Here is a 19,174-nt window from a genome sequence, read left to right on the forward strand (position 1 = left end):
CCTCACCCGCCCCCTCGCCAGCCCCCCTCCCCACAGTGACACCCCCACGCACTGGGGGTAGATCTTCGGGCCCGGTCCGCCGCGAAGATCACCGCCATGTGCGTCACACCACGAAGTCGATCAGTTACCCAGTGGCTTCTCAGGCGTGGCGATGGTGGCGCTTGTTACCGGTGAGCAGTCGGTAGAGGGCGAGCAGGATGACCGAGCCGGCGATGGCGGCGATCCAGGTGGAGAGGTCGAAGAAGCCGTCGATGGAGTCGACGCCGAATATCACCTTGCCCAGCCAGCCGCCGAGCAGGCCGCCCGCAATGCCGATGAGGATCGTCACGATGATGCCCCCCGGGTCCTTGCCCGGCATCAGTGCCTTGGCGATGAGGCCCGCGAACAGTCCGATCAGAATCCATGCGATGACGCCCATGCGCTTCTCCTACCTCGATGAGTCTCGACGAGTGCAGCCGGTGACGTCACTCGTCTTCACCGCGTCGGGGTTTCCAAACACCCGAATCTCCTCGGCATCTCCATCCCCTCGTCATCTCTGCCGCGGACGGCCCCGGCTCCGTGTCGCGCGCACCTGCGGCAGGGACCGGTCCCGGACGCCGCCCGGGACCCCGCACATGGGCCGACCTGCGCGTTGCCCCCGCCCGGCGAGCCCCGCCGAAGTCCGTGCGAGGGCAGGGCCGCCTGCCCAATCGGGCAGTGTCGGCGCGCACCGCCGGATCCCTGAAAGCATCCCGTTGACACCGAAGTTGGTCTAGTCCACCGTGGTGATTTAAGGTCATCCACATGAGTCCGGCGGAGCCCCGCAACCCGGCGCCGACACCGCTCACGACTCACCGACCCCCTCAACTCAACTACTTCACCGCGGCTTTGAGCGAGCCTTGCGGGCATTGCCATGCTCTGGTCCTCGGACGGGCACATGGGTCTGACGATCGATTGGAGACGCCGCGTGCGCAGAACCTGTTCGGCCCTGCCGACCAGCCGCGCCCGTCCCGCCACGATCGCGGCCATGGGCAAGGAGGCCGCGTACGCGGCGGGGAACTGCGGCGCGGAGGTCCGCTCCCCGGTCCCGGCCCCCTCGGGCGACGCCGCCTTCACCGACCGCGCCAGGACCGTCGGCGAGCTCCTCCCCGCACCGGACGCGCACGAGCACGTACCGCTGCCATCGGCCACCGAGAACTCCGGCAGCGACCACTTCGTCCCGTGTGCCGCCCTCGACGCCACCCCGAGCGGCGTCGCGCACGATCGACCCATCGTCAACCACCCTGCACAGAAGCGCCGTTACTGACAACCGCTGTACCGAATCTGACGATCAGACGGAGAACCCCACACCATGCAACGAGTCTGCCTCGCCCTGCCCACCATGCGTTCCTGCCCCGGCACCATCGTGGACCTCGCCGAGGAGGCGGCCTTCGCCGTCGCGAACTTCGGGGTCGAGGTACACATCCTCATCCTCGACACCACCGACTCCACCGACCCCGCCGGATTCGCGAAGAACGCGGACGCCGTGGCCTCGCTGGACCCCGCCCCCGGCGTGTTCGTCCACCACCTCGGCGAGGCGCAGCAGCGGGTGTTCCTGCGTCGGGTGGCGGAGCAGTCCGGCGCCCCCGACCCCGAGTTGCTGCTCGAACTGATGCTCCCGCCGGCCGTCGCCTACGGTTCCTGCGTCAACCGGATCTTCCTGGGCGCGGCCGCCCTCGGATGCACCTCGGCGCACCTGCGCAACGACGACGCCGACTTCCAGGTCCTCGACGGTCAGAAGGTCTTCCCGATCCACCACGAGCTGCTCTCGATCGGCAAGCCGGCCGGCGAGGCGGTGGCCGGCGTGACCCGCTCCGAGCTCGACCCGGCCGACGCCGACAAGCCGGTGCTGCTGGTCAGCGGCTCCTTCACCGGCGAACTCAACGTGGACATCGGCGAGATCCGCGAGATCGACCCGGACATCTACCGCGACGTGGTGCGCCTGTGGACCCCGCCGGTGTGGCCGGACGAGGACAGGGACGCGATGGTGGACGTCTCCTTCAGGGGCACCGGCACCGAGCCGTTCAGCGCCGACGACTCCGTCCTCGGCGTGCCCGACATCTGGAACGTCTTCATGTGCAACGTCGCCCTGGACCACCGGGCCTACGAGGTGCTGCCGCTGCTGCCGTCGATCAGGACCCTCGGCTGCGACTACGTCCTGCTGCACGCCCTGGTCCACGCCAAGCTGCCCGGCGTCGTCCACAACCGCCACATCGTCAACTACTACACGCCCGAGCGCCGCATCGGCGACGGCTTCATCTCGTACCAGATGGGGTTCGTCAAGCTCCTGCTCTCGATGCTGTACCTCTACCCGGTCTACGGCGGGATGATCGACCTCGGCCGCGGGCTGCTGGACGAGCGACACGGGCTGAAGATCGAGCCGATCCTCGAACTGGCGCGGGGCAGCGTCGACTGGGACCGGGCCGGGAACGAGCACTGCCTGGACGTCCTGGACCGCTCCTACCGCAAGCTGGGCGGCAAGTACGCCGAGCTCGCGGACGTGGTGGCCGGGCAGCGGCAGCAGCTCCTGGACGACGCCCAGGAGGACGCCGCGCGCTGGGTGGTGCTGGTGGAGGCCTGGGCGGGCATGGCGGCCGCGGCCCACGCGGAGGGCCTCTACCCCGCCGTGGACGGGGCGACCGGGTGACCGAGGACTTCCTGATACGGCAGCTGACCGACGACGACTGGGACGCCGTGGTCGTGCTGGAGCACGACGCCTACGCGGCCGACGGCCTGTCGGAGGGCCGGGAGGCACTGCAGTCCCGTGCTGTCGGCTCGCCGGAGACCTGCTTCGTGCTGGAGCAGCACGGCACCGTCCGCGGCTACCTGCTGAGCCTGCCGTACCCGCCGCTGCGCTGCCCGGACCTCTCCCGGGCGGAGGACGCCGCGTTCGAGTCGGACAACCTGCACGTGCACGACCTGGTGATCGCCGAGGACCTGCGCGGCCGGGAGGTCGCGCTGGGGTTCATGCGGTACTTCCGGGCGCGGGCGGAGGAGATGGGCTTCCAGCAGATCTCGATGGTCGCGGTGCGCGGGGCGGACATCCTGCTGCGGATCATCGGCTACCGCTCGCACCGGGAGGTGGCCGTCCCCGCGTCCTACGGGCGACGCGCGGTCTACATGTCGATGCCGGTGCGCTGACTCCGGGGACACGCGGACGATTCCACACCGCCTTCGGCCCGGACGAACGCGCCCGGCGTGCCGGGCGGCGGAAGCGCCCTGAGCGCCGGGTGCCGGACCGTGATCCCACCGTGGCGCGGGCCTCGGGCCGGCGGCGCCGTGACCGGCCGGGGGCTCCCCGCGATGAGCAGTGCCTCATCGCGGGGAGCCCCCGGTGGCGCCGGTGTCAGGCGCCGAGCCCGGTGGTCAGCCAGTCGTGCACGGCGACGGCGCACTCCTCCGAGCACTCCTCCGAGCACTCCCCCAGGGTGGGGAAGCAGACGATCGCCGCCCCAGCCGCCCCGGCCGCCGCCCCGGCCGGACCCGACGCCGGCGTCACCAGGTCCGACGCCCGCGCGACCGGCGCCGGGTCCTCGAACTTCTCCCTGATCCTGGCGGCCGCGATCAGCAGGTCGAGACCGTTCTCCAACTTCGCGCGCTCGTAGGCCTGGGCGAACATCGAGGCGAGGTAGCCGTCGGAGGCCGGCGCCGAGGCCGGGACCGGACCCGGAGGGACCGCGCGAGCGCCCGCCGAACCGGCCTGCCGCTCCGCGTCCCGACGTGTACCGAGCAGGCGCCAGGGGTGTCGCGTTCCTTCACGACGCCCCGTCCGGCGTGGCGGGCCGGCGCCCCGGCCTGTCCCGGACCGCGCAGCACCGTCGAACCGGTCCGCCGGAGCGGGCCGCAGCCCCTCGGACCCGGACCACTCCCGCACCACACGCCACAATGCACTTCTTCCTTCCCAGGAATCCCGTACATTCACAGTTCGGACGATCAAGCTTCAAATATCGACCACACGTTTCAGACATCGCCCCCTTCGGATGGCCCCGATGCTCTAGATTGACTTTCGGTTCGCACAGCTCGACGCGAAACGGCACACGATGATCTCCAGGTCCGACGCCGTGGACGGCCGGCAGACAGCCGCATCCCGGCGGAAGACGTGGAGGTGATCGATTCTTGGCGCCCGAACCGGGCGTCGGGTGTGAAGAGCAATCGTCGACGGTTTCCCACACGCTTCAGGACTCCGGTGGAATACGCACGCCCGCCGGCAGCCGGGTGGGATGTTCACGTAGCACCGCATGACGTGGTTTGCCATTCGGGGGGAGGCGGGGCCTCCCGAGGGGCGGGATCAGTGCAGCACGGGAGGCGGGGGCTCCCGAGGGGAGGAACAGTGCGGGAGGTGCGAGCCTCCCGGGGGGAGGATCCGTGTATAGCGAACACGTCGAACCCACTGCTGACCTGGATGAGGCCGTGAAGCAGGGGGAAGGTGAATTAGCCAGCCCGTTTCTACCGGCGCGGGGGCGCCGGATGAACGGGAGAATCAGCCGGCCCGAGATCGAATGGGAACAACAGTACCGCCGCGCTGTGATCTTCAGCGATACTGCGGCCACCGCCTTCGTGGTCGCGGGGATAGGCCGCTTCTTCGGGGTTCGTGATGCGGCCAACTGGCACGAGAAATGGGGAATTCTCGCCTTCTTCACCGAGCTGCTGGTGATGGGGTCGCTGGCGATGACCCGGGCGTGGGCTCCGGCCGTACTCGGCCAGGGCGCCGAGGAATTCCGTCGGCTCGGACGATCGCTTTTCACCGCCGCCGTCGTGCTGGCGCTCGGCGGGATCGCCCTCACGTCGCACAACATCAAACTCTGGATCTTCGTCGCGATCCCGGCGATCACGCTCACCACCATGACCGAGCGGTACCTGCTGCGCCTCTGGCTGCACAAGCAGCGCAAGGAGGGGCGGTGCCTGCGCCCGGTGCTCGCTGCCGGGAGCCCGGCCACCGTCAGCGACCTCATCGCCCGGACCCGCAAGTTCCCGCACCTCGGCTGGCGGGTGGAGGCGGTGTGCACGCCGTACGCCCTCGGTCACAACCGTGACCGGCTGGACGAGGTGCCGGTCGTCGGCCGGCTGACGGACGTCGCCAACCACGTCCGCCGCGACGGCTACCGGGTCGTCGCGGTCACACCGGACCCGCACTGGTCACCGGACCGGCTGCAGCGGCTGGCCTGGAACCTCGAAGGCGGCGACGCCGAGATGGTCGTGGCCCCCGTCCTGATGGAGGTCGCCGGCCCGCGGCTGCACGTCGACGCGGTGCTCGGGATCCCGATGCTGCGGGTCAGCATGCCGGCCTTCACCGGGGGCCGCCGGGTGGTCAAGGAGGTCGTCGACCGACTGGGTGCGATGTTCCTGCTGATCCTGTTCGCGCCGCTGATGGTGTTCGTCGCGCTGCTGGTGCTGGCGGACAGCCGGGGCGGGGTCTTCTACCGGCAGCACCGGGTCGGCAAGGACGGCCGGGAGTTCACCCTGATCAAGTTCCGCACCATGGTCGCCGGGGCCGACCGGGCGCGGGCCGAGCTGGCCGACCGCAACGAGGGCGCCGGCCTGTTGTTCAAGCTCCGCCGGGATCCGCGGGTGACGCGGATCGGAGGGGTGCTGCGCCGGTACTCGGTCGACGAGCTCCCGCAGCTCCTGAACGTGGTCACCGGCTCGATGTCGCTGGTCGGTCCGCGGCCTCCGCTACCGGAGGAGTCCGCCGCGTACGGGCCGGACATCCGGCGGCGGTTGCTCGTCAAGCCCGGGCTCACGGGTCTGTGGCAGATCAGCGGGCGCAGCGACCTGCCGTGGGAGGAGGCGGTCCGGCTGGACCTGCGGTACGTGGAGGACTGGTCGCTCGCCCTGGACGCGGTGATTCTGTGGAAGACGCTGCGTGCGGTGCTCCAGGGGCAGGGGGCCTACTGATGGGTGGGGGGCGTCGACCGATCGACGCGCGGACGGCCGGCCACAAGGGCCTGCCCGAGGGGAGGAACGAGTCATGAGGGTCAGTGTCCTGGGGCTCGGCTACGTGGGCTGTGTGTCGGCCGCATGCCTGGCCAGCCTGGGTCACGAGGTCATCGGGGTGGACGTGAACCAGGTGAAGGTCGACCTGGTGAACGAGGGCAAGGCCCCGGTGGTCGAGGAGCGGATCGGCGAGCTCATCGCCGAGGTCGTGCGGACGGGAGCGTTGCGCGCCACCGCCGACGTCCGCGAGGCGATCATGGGCAGCGACGTGTCGCTGGTGTGCGTGGGCACGCCGTCGGAGCCCAACGGCAGCCTGTGCACCACCTATCTGGAGCGGGTCACCGAGCAGATCGGTGCCGCGGTGGCCGAGCGGGGCGGGCGGCAGACCGTCGTGTTCCGCAGCACCATGCTCCCGGGCACCTGTCTGAACCTGCTGGTGCCGATCCTGGAGAAGTACGCAGGCGGCACGGCCGGGGTGGACTTCGGGGTCGCGGTCAACCCGGAGTTCCTGCGCGAGGGCACGAGCGTGCGGGACTTCTTCGACCCGCCCAAGACCGTCATCGGCGAGCTGGACCCGGCGAGCGGCGACGTGGTCGCGTCGCTGTACGACGGTCTGCCCGGCGAGGTGTTCCGGGTGCCGGTCCCGACGGCCGAGGCCATCAAGTACGCGGACAACGCGTTCCACGGCCTCAAGATCGGCTTCGCGAACGAGCTGGGTGCGGTGTGCCGGGCGCTCGGGGTGGACTCGCACCAGGTGATCGACGTGTTCCTGGCCGACCGCAAGCTGAACATCAGCCCCGCCTACCTGCGGCCCGGCTTCGCCTTCGGCGGCTCCTGCCTGCCCAAGGACCTGCGCAGCCTGGTCCACGCGGCGCGGCAGGCCGACGTCGCGGTGCCCATCCTCTCCCACGTGCTGCCCTCCAACCACGAACACCTGCAGCGCGCGGTGGAGTTGGTCGAGCGTACCGGCAGGCGCCGGGTGGGCCTGTTCGGCCTGTCCTTCAAGCCCGGTACCGACGACCTCCGCGAGAGCCCGCTCGTCGAGCTGGCGGAGCGGCTCTTCGGCAAGGGCTACGACCTGCGGATCTACGACCCCAACGTGAACCTCTCACGGCTGCTCGGCGCGAACCGCGAGTACATCGAGACCAGGCTGCCGCACCTCGCGCAGCTGCTCGCGGAGTCCGTCGACGAGGTGCTCGACCATGCCGAGGTGTGCGTGGTCGGGACCAGGGACCCGGACGTGCTGTCGGCGTTGCCCCACGGTGACGGCCCGGTGATCGTCGACCTCGTCCACCTTCCCGACGCCGAGGCGCGCCGGACCGAGCCGGGGTACGTGGGCCTTGCCTGGTGACGCAACGGGCGGCGACGGGCGGGGCCGTCGCGCGCTGGTCCTGGTGGAGAACCTGTCGGTGCCGTTCGACCGGCGGGTGTGGCAGGAGTGCACGACGCTCCGTGACGCGGGCTGGACGGTCGACGTCATCTGCCCGCAGGGGAGCAAGCGCGACACGGAGCCGGAGGCGGTGATCGACGGGGTGCGGATCCACCGGTACCCGTTGCGCGCGGCCACCGGGGGGCCGGCCGGCTACCTGCGGGAGTACGGATCGGCGTTGTGGCACACGGCCCGGCTGGCCCGCAGGGTCGGCCCGGTCGACGTGGTGCACGCCTGCAATCCGCCCGACCTGCTGTTCCTGCCGGCCCTGTGGCTGAAGCGGCGCGGTGCCCGGTTCGTGTTCGACCAGCACGACCTGGTGCCCGAGCTGTACCTCTCCCGGTTCGACCGCGGTGAGGATCTGCTCTACCGCGGCGTGTGCGCGCTGGAACGGCTGACCTACCGGGCCGCGGACATCGTGCTCGCCACGAACGAGAGCTACCGGGACGTCGCGCTGAGCCGTGGCGGCCGGCGCCCGGACGACGTGTTCGTGGTGCGCAGCGCGCCCGACACCGGGCGGTTCCGGCCGGTGCCGCCCGAGCCGGAGCTGAAGCGCGGCAAGCCCCATCTGCTGTGCTACCTGGGCGTGATGGGGCCGCAGGACGGCGTCGACTACGCCCTGCGGGCCCTCGCGAAGCTGCGCGACGAGTGCGGGCGGACCGACTGGCACGCGGTGTTCGTCGGCGGGGGCGACACCTTCGACGCGATGGTGGAGCTGTCCCGGCAGCTCGGGCTGTCGGAGCAGGTGGAGTTCACCGGGCGCGTCCCGGACGCCGACCTGGTGCGGTACCTGTCCACCGCGGACGTGTGCCTCTCCCCCGACCCGCGCAATCCGCTCAACGACGTGTCGACCATGAACAAGGTCCTGGAGTACATGGTGATGGGCCGGCCGATCGTCTCGTTCGACCTCCGCGAGGCGCGGGTCTCCGCGGGTGACGCCGCCGTCTACGCGCCGGCCAACGACGAGGCCCGGTTCGCCGAACTCGTGGCGCAGTTGCTGGACGATCCGGAGAAGCGGGCCCTGATGGGCAAGGTCGGCCAGGAGCGGATCAACGGGCCGCTCGCCTGGCGGAACTCCCAGCGTTCGCTGCTCGCCGCCTACGCCGCCGCCTGCCGTGGCCGCGCCCCGGTGTCGGCGGGCGGCCGGGGCCGGGCCGGGAAGAGGCCGCTCCGTTGAGCGACGAAGCGATACGTCTGGTCACGGTCGGTCGGATCTTCCGTCGGCGGTGGCGGCTCCTCGCCGTCCTCGCCGTGGTGGGTGCGCTCGTCGGCTACGGCGGTTCCCTGCTGTTCCCGCCGCGCTACACGACGTCGGCGTCGGTCCTGCTGCCGGGGGCGTGGCAGGAGCGCGAGCTGATGACCCAGGCGCAGATCGCGACCAGTTCGGTGGTGCTCGACCGGGTGGCCGCCGAGCTCGGCCGAACCGGTGCCGGCACCGGGGCCGCGACCGGCACCAGCACGAGCACCGACGAGCTGCGGGGCCGGGTGAGCGCCACGGCCGCGGACGGGAACATCATCAAGATCTCGGGGACGGGTGACACCCCGGAGCAGGCGCAGCAGCTCTCCGACCAGGTGGCCCAGCAGTTCGTCGCGTTCGCCGCACGGATCTCGGGCTCGGGCGAGGGCACCGAGCCCGAGGCGACGCAGCCCCAGGCCCTGCGGCAGATGGTGGCGCAGGCCAGCCGCCGCATCACCGACCTGGCGGACGCGGCCGATCCGGGGCAGACCGTGGAGAGCGTGCAGACCCGCACCGAGCTCGCGAAGCTGCGCACCACGCTGCAGGAGGCCGTCAACAAGCTGGACCAGGTCGACCCGGCGGCCGGCAAGGCCACCATGGTCGTCATGGGGGCGGCGGCCCGGCCGACCTCCGAGGCGCCGCCGACGGGGATGCAGCTCGTCGTGGCCGGGGCGTTGTCGGCGGTGCTGATCGCGGTCATCGGCCATCTCGCCTCCGCGCGGGTGAGTCGGCGCCTGCGCGGCGGGCCGGAGATCGCCACGGCGCTGGGTTCGACGCTCCTCGGCACCGTCGACGTGCCCGGTGGGCGGCCCGTGCAGCGGTCGAAGGGCCGTGGCCCGCGGGCCCTGGTCCGCCGGCTGCTGGACATCGACGTCCGGTGGGACCTGCCGACCCCGCACGCCTCCGGCGACGAGGCGGGCCGGCAGGTCCGCTACCGGCGGGTGTGCGCCCGCCTGCGCGACCAACTGCCCGCCCCCCAGCGGCTGCTGGTCGTCGTCCCGGAGGGTGACGAGACGGCCCGGCTGGCCGCCGGGCAGCTCGCCGCCGAGGCGGGGAGCGAGCCGCTGCTCCGGGTCGTCGGGGTCCCGATGTCACGGCCGCTGGTGCCGGACCGTGACGACGAGTCCGGTGCCCTGGTCGTGCTCAGCGCGGGCACCTGGACCGACGTGGAGCTCGCCGGCATCGTCGAGGCGTGTGCGGACGCCGAGCACGAGATCGTCGGCATCGTCGTCGCCGCCGCGGTCCGGGCCCGTCCCGAGCGGTCCGCCGGCCGTCGCGCGGGCGGCGCCGAACCGGCGCTCGCGGTCGGCCACGACACGGGGAGTGGCTCGGGGTGACGACGAGCATGACATCGGAGTCGGCGGCCACCCCTCCTCTGGTGGACCTGCAGTCGCTGGTGGTCGCGGTGCGCAGGCGGCGGCGCTTCTGGTGCCTCCTGGCGCTGCTGGGGCTGTTGGCCGGTTCGGCTGCGGCGGTGCTGCGGCCGGCGCCGCCGAGCGCGGTGACCACGGTGCTGGTCTCGCACCAGGCGGACCAGCCGAACGACCCCGGAACGCTGATCCGTACCGACGCGGCCCTGCTGCAGACCGTGGGGATCGCCGGTGCGGCCCTGAAGGCCGTCGGCTCCTCGGAGCTGCCGGAGGACTTCCTGCTGGAGTACGGGGCCGTCGGCCTGACCAACAACCTGTTGCAGATCACGGTGACGGGCAGCAGCGAGGAGGAGGCGGTGGCGCGGGCCAAGGCGCTCGCGGACGCGTTCGTCGCGGACCACGTGCGGCGGATCAAGGAGACCGCGGACGCGGAGGCCAAGTCCCTGCTCGACCAGCGCGACCGGATGCAGCAGGAGCTCACCCAGGTCAACAAGGAGATCGGGGACGCACCGCAGCAGGGCGGGCCGAAGGCGTCGGCGTCCGCGAAGCTGGAGGCGCTGTACGCCAGCCGGGCCGAACTCACCTCGCGGATCGCCGACTTCGGCCGGCGCGCCGCCGAGGCGCACGTCGGCACGCCCCGGCTCGTCGCCGGTACGCAGATCGTGGACGCCCCGCACCCGGTGCGGCAGTCCCTGGTCGTGACCGCCGCCACCGACGCCGCGATCGGGCTCGTCCTCGGTCTGGTCGTCGGACTCACGGTGGCCGCGATCGGCTCGGTGGTGGCGGACCGCCCCGTGCTGCGCCGGGACATCGCGGCGAACCTCGGGGCCTCGGTCATCGCGGAGCTGCGCCCGGTGCCCCGCCGGCCGGTCGGCCGGTGGCAGCTCGCCCGGACCCGGGCGGCACGGGCCAGGCTCACCACGACCCTGTTCCGCACCGTGCGCGGCTCCGCGGACGCGGTGTCGCTGCTGGACCTCGGCTGTGCGCGCACGACGAGCGCGATCGCCCTGGACCTCGCCGGGGCCCTGGCGGAGGAGGGGCCGGTGACCGTCGTCGACGGTCTGCCCGGCCCGCAGCTCGCCAGGCGCCGGCCGAAGCAGGGCGACCCGACCGTGGTCCGCGGCGAGCGGGCCGCGGACGTGCCGTCCCAGGAGCGCCTGGTCGGCGTCGGCTCGGTGGCGCCCGGTACGGCGTGGACCGACCTGCGGTACCTCGGCACGCGGACCGTACTCGTGGTGCGGGCCGGGCACGGGAGCGCCGCGTGGCTGCACACCGTGGCGCGGCAACTCGCCGACCAGCGCATTCCGGTGATCGGTGTGGTGCTGGTCGACCCGGATCCGCGCGACCGGACCGACGGCACGCTGTGGGAGGGGCCGCACACCGCGACGCGCGGCCGGTACGAGCGGCCGGCCCGGCACAACGGCACGGGCCGGCGGCGGGCGGGGCTGACGACGATGTGGACCGCAAGGGTCCCGGACAGCGACCAGGAGGTGCGGTAGGACATGTGTGGCATCGCGGGTACGTACCGATGGCCGGACGGGAAGGTCGTGACCGACCTGCTCACCGAGACCCTCGCCCACCGCGGTCCCGACGGGGCGGGCCGCTACAGCCACCCCCTCGGTGCCGGCGAGGTGCACCTGGGGCACCGCAGGCTGGCCATCGTCGACCTGTCGGAGACCGGCGCCCAGCCGATGGTCTCGGACGGCCTCGTCCTGACCTACAACGGCGAGCTGTACAACGCGCCCGAGCTGCGCGCCGAACTGGCGGCCGCCGGGGTGCGGTTCCGCGGCACCTCCGACACCGAGGTGCTGCTGGAGGCCTGGCGGCGCTGGGGCACGGACTGCCTGCCCCGGCTGCGCGGCATGTTCGCGTTCGGGGTCTTCGACGAGCGGACCGGCGAGCTGGTGCTCGCCCGCGACCAGCTCGGCATCAAGCCGCTGTTCCTGGTGCGGCGCGGCGAGGGGCTGATGTTCGCCTCCGAGCTCAAGGCGCTGGCCGCCGCCGCCGGCGGGTCGCTGGAGGTGGACCCCGGGGCGCTGGTGGCCTCACTGCTGTACTACTGGGTGCCGGACTCACGGTGCGCGTTCCGCGAGGCGGAGAAGCTGCCGCCGGGGAGCTGGCTCCGGTGCCGGCCCGACGGCCGGGTGGACCGCGGCCGGTTCTGGCACCTGAGGGACGTCGCCGCGGAGGGCCGGGAGCGGGCCCTCGGCGGCGAACGGCCGGACCTCGCCGCCATCGTCGAGGAGTCGACCCGGCGTCACCTGCTCTCGGACGTGCCCGTGGCGACCTTCCTCTCCGGCGGGCTGGACTCCAGCTACCTGACCGCGCTGGCGGCCCGGGACCGGCCCGGGATCTCCGCCTACACGATCGGGTTCCGCGCCGAGGACGCCAGGTTCGAGGCGATGCCGGACGACCTCCGCTACGCCCGGCAGGTGGCCGAGCAGTTCGGCGTCGACCTGCACGAGATCGAGATCGCTCCGGACGTGCTCGACCTGCTGCCGCGGATGACGTACCACCTGGACGAGCCGATCGGCGACCCCGCCGCGATCAACACCTTCCTGATCTGCTCGGCCGCCCGGGAGGCCGGGGTCAAGGTGATGCTCTCGGGGATGGGGGCCGACGAGCTGTTCGCCGGCTACCGCAAGCACCTGGCCAACCAGCTCGCGCTGCGCTACCAGCGCGTGCCGCGGCCCCTGCGGCGCGGCCTGTCCGCGGCCGTGGACCGGCTGCCGGTCGCCACGGCCAACCGGGGGCTGCGGTCGGTGCGGTTCGCGAAGCGGTTCCTCTCCTTCGCCGACCTGCCGGAGGAGACCGCGTTCCGGCGCAGCTACACCATGTACGACCGGGCCGAGCTGCTGGCCCTGGTCGATCCGGACCTGGCCGGGACCGTCGACGACGTGCTGACCGAGCACGCGGACACCTACCAGGACAACGACCTCGACGACTTCGTCAACCGGATGTGCCTGGGGGACGCCCGGATGTTCCTGCCGGGCCTGAACCTCGCGTACACGGACCGGTCGAGCATGGCCGCGTCGACCGAGGTGCGGGTGCCGTACGTGGACGTCGAGGTGGTGAGGGCGGCGTTCGCCGTGCCCGGCGACCGCAAGATCGTCGGGCGGCAGGGGAAGGCCGTCCTGAAGGAGGCGGCCTCCTCGGTCCTGCCCCGGGAGATCGTGTACCGGCCCAAGGGCCTGTTCAGCGCCCCGCTGCGGGCCTGGATGAGCCGGGACCTGGCACCGCTGGTGCGCGAGGTGGTGAACGACGGCGTGCTCGTCAGTTCCGGGTTCCTGCGCCGGGACGCGCTGGCGCGGCTCGTCGCCGCGGACGCCGCCGGGCAGCAGGACTACTCCAAGCACCTGTGGCACGTGCTGACCCTGGAGTACTGGTACCGCGGTGCGACCTCCGGCTCCGGCCACAGCACTCACGCGACGACGTAGAGCTGCTCATCCGACTCACGCGACTCACTTGACGGCGTAGGAACAAGGGGACTTCCGGTGAAACAGGTCGTGCAGAACTACAAGAGCGGTGAGCTGGCGGTGCTCGACGTGCCGGTGCCGGGGTGCAAGCCCGGCGGCGTGCTGGTCCGCAGCGCCTTCTCGCTGATATCCACCGGGACCGAGCTCATGAAGGTGTCCGAGGCCGGCATGTCGATGCTGGGCAAGGCCCGCTCCCGTCCGGACCAGGTGGCCAAGGTCATGCAGAGCGTGGCCACCAACGGACTGCCCGCCACCTACCGCAAGGTGATGGGGAAGCTGGACTCCTACACGCCGCTGGGCTACTCGCTGTGCGGGGTGGTCGAGCAGGTCGGCGCCGGGATCGACGACGTGGCGGTCGGCGACCTCGTGTCCTGCGCCGGCAACGAGCACGCGCTGCACGCCGAGCTGAACTGGGTGCCGAAGAACCTCTACGCCCGGGTGCCCGACGGCCTCGCGCCCCGGCACGCGGCGTTCGGCACCGTCGGGTCGATCGCCCTGCAGGGCGTGCGGCAGGGCGAGCCGCAGCTCGGCGAGGCGGCGCTGGTCATCGGCCTCGGGCTGATCGGGCAGCTGGTGGTGCAGCTCCTCACCGCCTCGGGGGTCCGCGTCGTCGGGGCCGACCCCGACCCGGTGCGCTGCGAGCTCGCCGAGCGCCTGGGCGCCGTGGCCGCCGGCGATCCCGGGTCCGCGGCCGTGGAGGCCGCCGTCGCCGAGCTCACCGACGGCCACGGGGTCGACCAGGTGTACCTGGCCGCCGGCGGCGGCAGCAACCAGCCCGTCGAGCTGGCCGCCCGGCTGGCCCGGGACCGCGGCCGGGTCGTCGACATCGGCAAGTGCCGGCTGGACCTGCCCTGGAACGCGTACTACGAGAAGGAGCTCGACGTCCGGTTCTCCCGCTCGTACGGGCCCGGGCGCTACGACCCGGGGTACGAGCTGGAGGGGCGGGACTACCCGATCGGCTACGTGCGCTGGACCGAGCGCCGCAACCTGGCGTGCTTCCTCGACCTCGTCGCCCGCGGCCGCGTCGACGTCGAGCCGCTGATCTCCCACGTGGCCGACTTCGACGACGCCGTCGAGACGTACCAGCGGCTGAAGGACGGCGAGTTGAAGGCCGTGGCCGTGCTGTTCCGGTACCCCGGCCCCGCGGCGGAGGAGAAGCCGCCGGCCCCCTCGGTGGCGGTGCCCGCGGTGCCCGCGGTGCGCCGCGGCGGCGGGGTGTCCGCCCCGGCCCGGTCCGCCGGGGCGCCGGTGCGGCTGGCGTTCGTCGGCGCGGGGAACTACGCGACGTCGATGATCCTGCCGCACCTGTCGCAGCGCGACGGCGTCACGCTGTCCACGGTCGTCACCACGACGGCGCTGTCGGCGGCGAACGCGCAGCGGAAGTTCGGCTTCGCCAAGGCGACCACCGACCTCGACGCCGTGCTGGACGACCCGGCCGTCGACGCGGTGTTCGTGGTCACCCGGCACAGCTCCCACGCCGACCTGACCCGCAGGGCGCTGCTCGCCGGCAAGACGGTGTTCGTGGAGAAGCCCCTGGCCCTCACCGAGGACGAACTGGCGGGCGTGCTCGCGGCGGTGGAGGAGTCCGGCAACGACCGGATCCAGGTGGGCTTCAACCGCCGGTTCGCGCCGCTGCTGCGGGAGGCCAGGAACCGGTTCGGCGCGCGGACCGGTCCGGCGAGCCTGCGCTACCTGGTCAACGCGGGCCGGCTCCAGCAGGGCAGCTGGTACCTCCGGCAGGACTCCGAGGGCTCGCGGTTCGCCGGCGAGGGCGGGCACTTCATCGACACCGCGAGCTGGCTGCTGGACGCCGACCCGGTCTCGGTGTACGCGGCCGCCCCGGCCGGCAACGAGGACCTCCAGGTCGTGCTGCGCTACCCGGACGGCTCCACCGCCACCATCAGCTACGTCACCACCGGCGCGTCCGGCTTCCCCAAGGAGACGCTGGACCTCGTCGCGGACGGCAAGGTGCTGAAGCTCGACGACTTCGTCCGCGCCTCGGTGTACGGCCGCAAGCGGTGGGTCAGCTCGCGGCTGCCCAAGGCCCGGGACAAGGGCCAGGCCGCCGAACTGGCCGCGTTCGTCGCGGCCGTGCGGACCGGCGGGCCGATGCCGGTGCCGCTGGAGTCGCTGGTCGCCACCACGGCGGCCACCCTCGCCGTGCAGGCCGGCCTGGTCGGCGGCGCGCCGGTGACCCTGGCGAGGGCGCGATGACCATGGGCACGGGCTGGTACCTGCGGCGGCTGTCCCGGATGGGGCCGCAGGAGATCGGCGGCCGGGTGGGCGACGCGGTGCGCCGGCGGCGGTGGCGGTCGGCGCCGCGGGACTGCCCGCCCGTCACGGGTGCCCGGTTCACCGCCGTGCTGCCCGCCGGGGCGGTCGCCGCGGTGCCGCCGGACGCCGCGAAGCGCCTCGTCGCCGAGGCGGACCGCCTGCTGGACGGGCACGCGGAGTTCTTCGGGGTGGACCGTGACGACCTGGTGGCGCCCGACTGGTGGCGCGACCCGAAGACGGGGCGGCGGGCGCCGTCCGGCTACGCCTTCGACGTGCCGTACCGGAGCGAGGACGCGGTCGGGGACGTCAAGCAGATCTGGGAGCTGTCCCGGCACCAGTACCTGACCGTGCTGGCCGCCGCCTACGCGGTCACCGGGGACGAGCGGTACGCCGAGCGCGTGGCCGAGCACCTGCGGTCGTGGTGGGCGGCCAACCCGCCGCTGCGCGGCGTGCACTGGATCAGCGGGATCGAGCTGGGCATCCGGCTGCTGTCCTGGGTGTGGGTGCGCCGGCTGCTCGACGGCTGGCCGGGCGCGGCCGGGCTGTTCGAGGACAACCCGGTGGCGCTGAAGCAGATCTGGCACCACCAGCGCTGGCTGGCCGCCTTCCCCAGCCGGGGGTCGTCGGCGAACAACCACGTCATCGCCGAGGCCGCCGGGCAGTTCGCCGCGGCCTGCGCGTTCGGGTGGTTCCCCTCGTCGGCGCGCTGGCGGTCCGCCGCGCTGCGGTCGCTGGAGCGGCACCTGCGCGGCAACACCTTCGTCTCCGGCCTCAACCGCGAACTGGCCACCGAGTACCACGGGCTCGTCCTGGAGCTCGGTCTGGCCGCGGTGGCCGAGGCGGACGCCGCCGCCGTGCCGGTCCCCGCGTCCGTGCGGCTCGTCCTGCTGCGGATGACCGACGCGCTCGCGGCCGTCGTGGACAACCGGTTGCGGCCCCCGCGCCAGGGGGACGCGGACGACGGGCACGGACTGGTCCTGGACGGCGCGGGCACCGACCGCTGGGGCTCGCTGCTGGCGACCGGGGACGCCGTGTTCGGCCGGCTCCCCTGGTGGCCCGCGGTGACCGGCACCGATGTGCGCACCCCGCTGCTGACCGCGTTCGTCCGGCCGTACGCGCGGAACGGGACCGTGGCCCGCCCGGCCGACCGGCCGTCCCACTTCGCCGACGCGGGCCTGACCGTCCTGCGCGGTCCGGAGGAGATCTGGTGCCGCTGCGACGGCGGTCCGCACGGGTTCCTGTCCATCGCCGCGCACGCCCACGCGGACGCGCTGTCCGTGGAGGTCCGGCACGACGGGGTCGACGTGCTCGCCGACCCGGGGACGTTCTGCTACCACGGGCAGCCCGAGTGGCGGCAGTACTTCCGGTCGACCCTGGGCCACAACACCCTGCAGCTGGACGGCGGTGACCAGTCCGTCTCCGGCGGCCCGTTCCTGTGGACCCGGCACGCCCGCACCCGCGTCCTGGTCGCGGACACCTCCGGCGACGGCGTGGCCCGCTGGAGCGCCGAACACGACGGCTACCAGCAGTCGGTGCACCGCCGCCGGGTGGAGCTGACCGCCGCGACCCGGGAGCTGCGGATCGTCGACGAGGTGCGCGGACCGCGCGGGGCCGTGCGCCTGGCGTTCCACCTCGGCCCGGCGGTCACCGCGGACCTGACGGGGCACCGGGCGGTGCTGACCTGGACCCGGGGCGGCGAGGACCGCTCCGCGGTGCTCGACCTGCCGGGGCAGCTGTCCTGGTCGGCGCACCGCGGCGAGACCGACCCGCCGCTGGGCTGGTACTCCGCCGGCTTCGGACGCAAGGAACCCGCCACCACGCTGGTCGGCACCGGCTTCACCGACGGCACGCAGGGGTTCACCACCGTGCTCGGCTTCCGCGGCTAGGGGGGCGCGTGGGGATCAGGAGACGGTACCGGGGGGCGTCGTCGGCGGCGGCGCTCACGCTCGCCCTGCTGCTGCTGGCGACCGGCTGTACGAGCGCGTCGGACGCCCCGGCGGAGGCGACCGCCGCGCCGTCCGGGCCGGTGGCCGTGGCCCGGGTGTGCGCCGCCCCCGCGCCGGGGCCGGCGACGGCGCCGGCGGGCGCGGTGACGGTCGACCCCGCGGTGGTCGACGACCTGGCGGTGAAGACCAGGGACAACCCCCCGCGCACCACGTTCTGGCTCCGCCCGGGCACCCACACCCTCGAACCGGACCGCTACGCCCAGGTGATGGCCAAGGAGGGGAACACCTACCTCGGCGCGCCGGGCGCGGTGCTCGACGGCCGGAGGACCAACAACTACGCGTTCAGCGGTACCGCCCCCGACGTCACCATCCGCCACCTGACCGTGCAGGGCTTCGTCGCGCCGCACGACGAGGGCGTGGTCAACCACGACATGGCCGACGGGTGGGTGATCGAGCACGCGACGATCCAGGACAACTCCGGCGCCGGGCTGATGGCCGGTGCCCGCCAGCAGGTCCGCGCCAGCTGCCTGCGCAACAACGGGCAGTACGGCATGAACGCCTACAAGACCGGCGACTCCATCAAGGGCCTGCTGGTCGAGGGCAACGAGATCGTGGGCAACAACACCGACGACTGGGAGCGGCGGCAGCCGGGCTGCGGCTGCACCGGGGGCATCAAGTTCTGGGCCGTCGACGGCGCCGACGTCCGCGGCAACTGGGTGCACGACAACCGCGGCGCCGGGCTGTGGGCGGACAACAACAACAACGACTTCCTCGTCGAGGACAACGTGCTGGAGGCCAACGACGGCACCGCGCTGATGTACGAGACCAGCTACAACGCGATCATCAGGAACAACACGATCCGGCGCAACAACTGGGTCGAGGGCCGCCGGCACGCCGCCGCCGGCGACAACTTCCCGTACGCGGCGGTCTACGTGTCGGAGGCCGGCGGCGAACCCCGGATCCCGGCCCGCACCGACAGGATCGACATCTACCGGAACGTGCTGGAGGACAACTGGTCCGGCATCACCCTGTGGGAGAACGCCGACCGGTTCTGCAACAGCCCGGCCAACACCTCGACCGGCTACTGCACGTTGCTGGTGAAGGACACCCGGCAGTGCGCGAAGCCGGCGATCGACACCGCACCGCTCTACGCCGACTGCCGGTGGAAGACCCAGCGGGTGGACATCCACGACAACCGCTTCGCCCTCGACACGTCCGTCGTCAGGTGCGCGGTGGAGTGCGCCCGCATGGCGGTGCTCTCCAACTACGGCACCTACCCGGACTGGTCGCCGTACCAGGGCAAGCGGGTGTCCCGGGCGATCACCCTCGAACAGGACAACCGCTGGCACGACAACGCCTACCGCGGACCGTGGAGCTTCGTCATCGACGACCCGGACCGCAAGCTCGACGCCGGGCGGTGGCAGGGCACGCCGTACCAGCAGGACCAGGGCAGCACCTTCGCCCCGCAGGCCGGTGGTTGAGGTGGCCGG

The 19,174-nt window shown here is 72.7% G+C and carries 14 protein-coding genes; 12 read left to right on the plus strand and 2 right to left on the minus strand.

The window, feature by feature from the left end; genetic code table 11:
* Positions 1-139: 139 nt before the first annotated feature.
* Positions 140-418, minus strand: a complete 279-nt coding sequence (locus tag ABZY91_RS09940) for a GlsB/YeaQ/YmgE family stress response membrane protein (protein ID WP_355401206.1) — start codon at positions 416-418, stop codon at positions 140-142.
* A gap of 528 nt (positions 419-946) precedes the next feature.
* Here ABZY91_RS09940 and ABZY91_RS09945 point away from each other — a divergent pair.
* From ABZY91_RS09945 to ABZY91_RS09955, 3 genes are read left to right on the plus strand one after another with little or no spacing between them, the layout of a single operon-like run.
* Entirely contained in the window at positions 947-1,285 is a 339-nt protein-coding gene (locus ABZY91_RS09945; RefSeq protein WP_355401208.1) for a DUF6271 family protein, read from the plus strand.
* A gap of 45 nt (positions 1,286-1,330) precedes the next feature.
* Positions 1,331-2,665, plus strand: coding sequence for a DUF6271 family protein (locus tag ABZY91_RS09950; protein WP_329881648.1), 1,335 nt, complete (start codon positions 1,331-1,333; stop codon positions 2,663-2,665).
* Positions 2,662-3,159, plus strand: coding sequence for a GNAT family N-acetyltransferase (locus ABZY91_RS09955; protein WP_355401210.1), 498 nt, complete (start codon positions 2,662-2,664; stop codon positions 3,157-3,159). The genes ABZY91_RS09950 and ABZY91_RS09955 overlap by 4 nt, the downstream gene beginning before the upstream one ends.
* 205 nt (positions 3,160-3,364) lie before the next feature.
* Here the strand turns inward: ABZY91_RS09955 and ABZY91_RS09960 are convergent, their stop codons facing one another.
* A complete protein-coding gene (locus tag ABZY91_RS09960) occupies positions 3,365-3,637 on the minus strand; it encodes a hypothetical protein (RefSeq protein ID WP_355401212.1) in 273 nt (90 codons plus the stop codon).
* A gap of 848 nt (positions 3,638-4,485) precedes the next feature.
* On the opposite strand from ABZY91_RS09960, the gene ABZY91_RS09965 reads away from it, so the two are divergent.
* From ABZY91_RS09965 to ABZY91_RS10005, 9 genes are all read left to right on the plus strand, one after another.
* The gene (locus ABZY91_RS09965) at positions 4,486-5,913 is read left to right on the plus strand and encodes a sugar transferase (protein WP_329881646.1); all 1,428 of its coding nucleotides are present in this window, start codon (positions 4,486-4,488) and stop codon (positions 5,911-5,913) included.
* Positions 5,914-5,986: 73 nt separating this feature from the next.
* On the plus strand, positions 5,987-7,303 hold the full coding sequence (locus ABZY91_RS09970) for a nucleotide sugar dehydrogenase (RefSeq protein WP_329881645.1): 1,317 nt from the start codon (positions 5,987-5,989) through the stop codon (positions 7,301-7,303).
* Positions 7,293-8,558 carry a glycosyltransferase family 4 protein gene (locus tag ABZY91_RS09975; RefSeq protein ID WP_355401214.1) on the plus strand — a complete coding sequence of 422 codons (1,266 nt, stop codon included), beginning with the start codon at positions 7,293-7,295 and terminating at the stop codon, positions 8,556-8,558. Before ABZY91_RS09970 ends, ABZY91_RS09975 begins: the two co-directional genes overlap by 11 nt.
* Positions 8,555-9,955, plus strand: coding sequence for a polysaccharide biosynthesis protein (locus ABZY91_RS09980; protein WP_355401216.1), 1,401 nt, complete (start codon positions 8,555-8,557; stop codon positions 9,953-9,955). The genes ABZY91_RS09975 and ABZY91_RS09980 overlap by 4 nt, the downstream gene beginning before the upstream one ends.
* On the plus strand, positions 9,952-11,487 hold the full coding sequence (locus ABZY91_RS09985; protein WP_355401218.1) for a polysaccharide biosynthesis protein: 1,536 nt from the start codon (positions 9,952-9,954) through the stop codon (positions 11,485-11,487). Before ABZY91_RS09980 ends, ABZY91_RS09985 begins: the two co-directional genes overlap by 4 nt.
* A gap of 3 nt (positions 11,488-11,490) precedes the next feature.
* Positions 11,491-13,425 carry an asparagine synthase (glutamine-hydrolyzing) gene (gene asnB, locus ABZY91_RS09990; RefSeq protein ID WP_355401220.1) on the plus strand — a complete coding sequence of 645 codons (1,935 nt, stop codon included), beginning with the start codon at positions 11,491-11,493 and terminating at the stop codon, positions 13,423-13,425.
* Positions 13,426-13,482: 57 nt separating this feature from the next.
* Positions 13,483-15,678 (plus strand): bi-domain-containing oxidoreductase, encoded by a 2,196-nt coding sequence (locus tag ABZY91_RS09995; RefSeq protein WP_355401222.1) that lies wholly within the window; start codon positions 13,483-13,485, stop codon positions 15,676-15,678.
* A complete protein-coding gene (locus tag ABZY91_RS10000) occupies positions 15,675-17,624 on the plus strand; it encodes an alginate lyase family protein (RefSeq protein WP_355401224.1) in 1,950 nt (649 codons plus the stop codon). The genes ABZY91_RS09995 and ABZY91_RS10000 overlap by 4 nt, the downstream gene beginning before the upstream one ends.
* An 8-nt stretch (positions 17,625-17,632) precedes the next feature.
* The gene (locus ABZY91_RS10005; RefSeq protein ID WP_355401225.1) at positions 17,633-19,165 is read left to right on the plus strand and encodes a right-handed parallel beta-helix repeat-containing protein; all 1,533 of its coding nucleotides are present in this window, start codon (positions 17,633-17,635) and stop codon (positions 19,163-19,165) included.
* Positions 19,166-19,174 lie beyond the last annotated feature (9 nt).

The organism is Kitasatospora sp. NPDC002965, from assembly GCF_040611255.1.
Lineage (GTDB): Bacteria > Actinomycetota > Actinomycetes > Streptomycetales > Streptomycetaceae > Kitasatospora.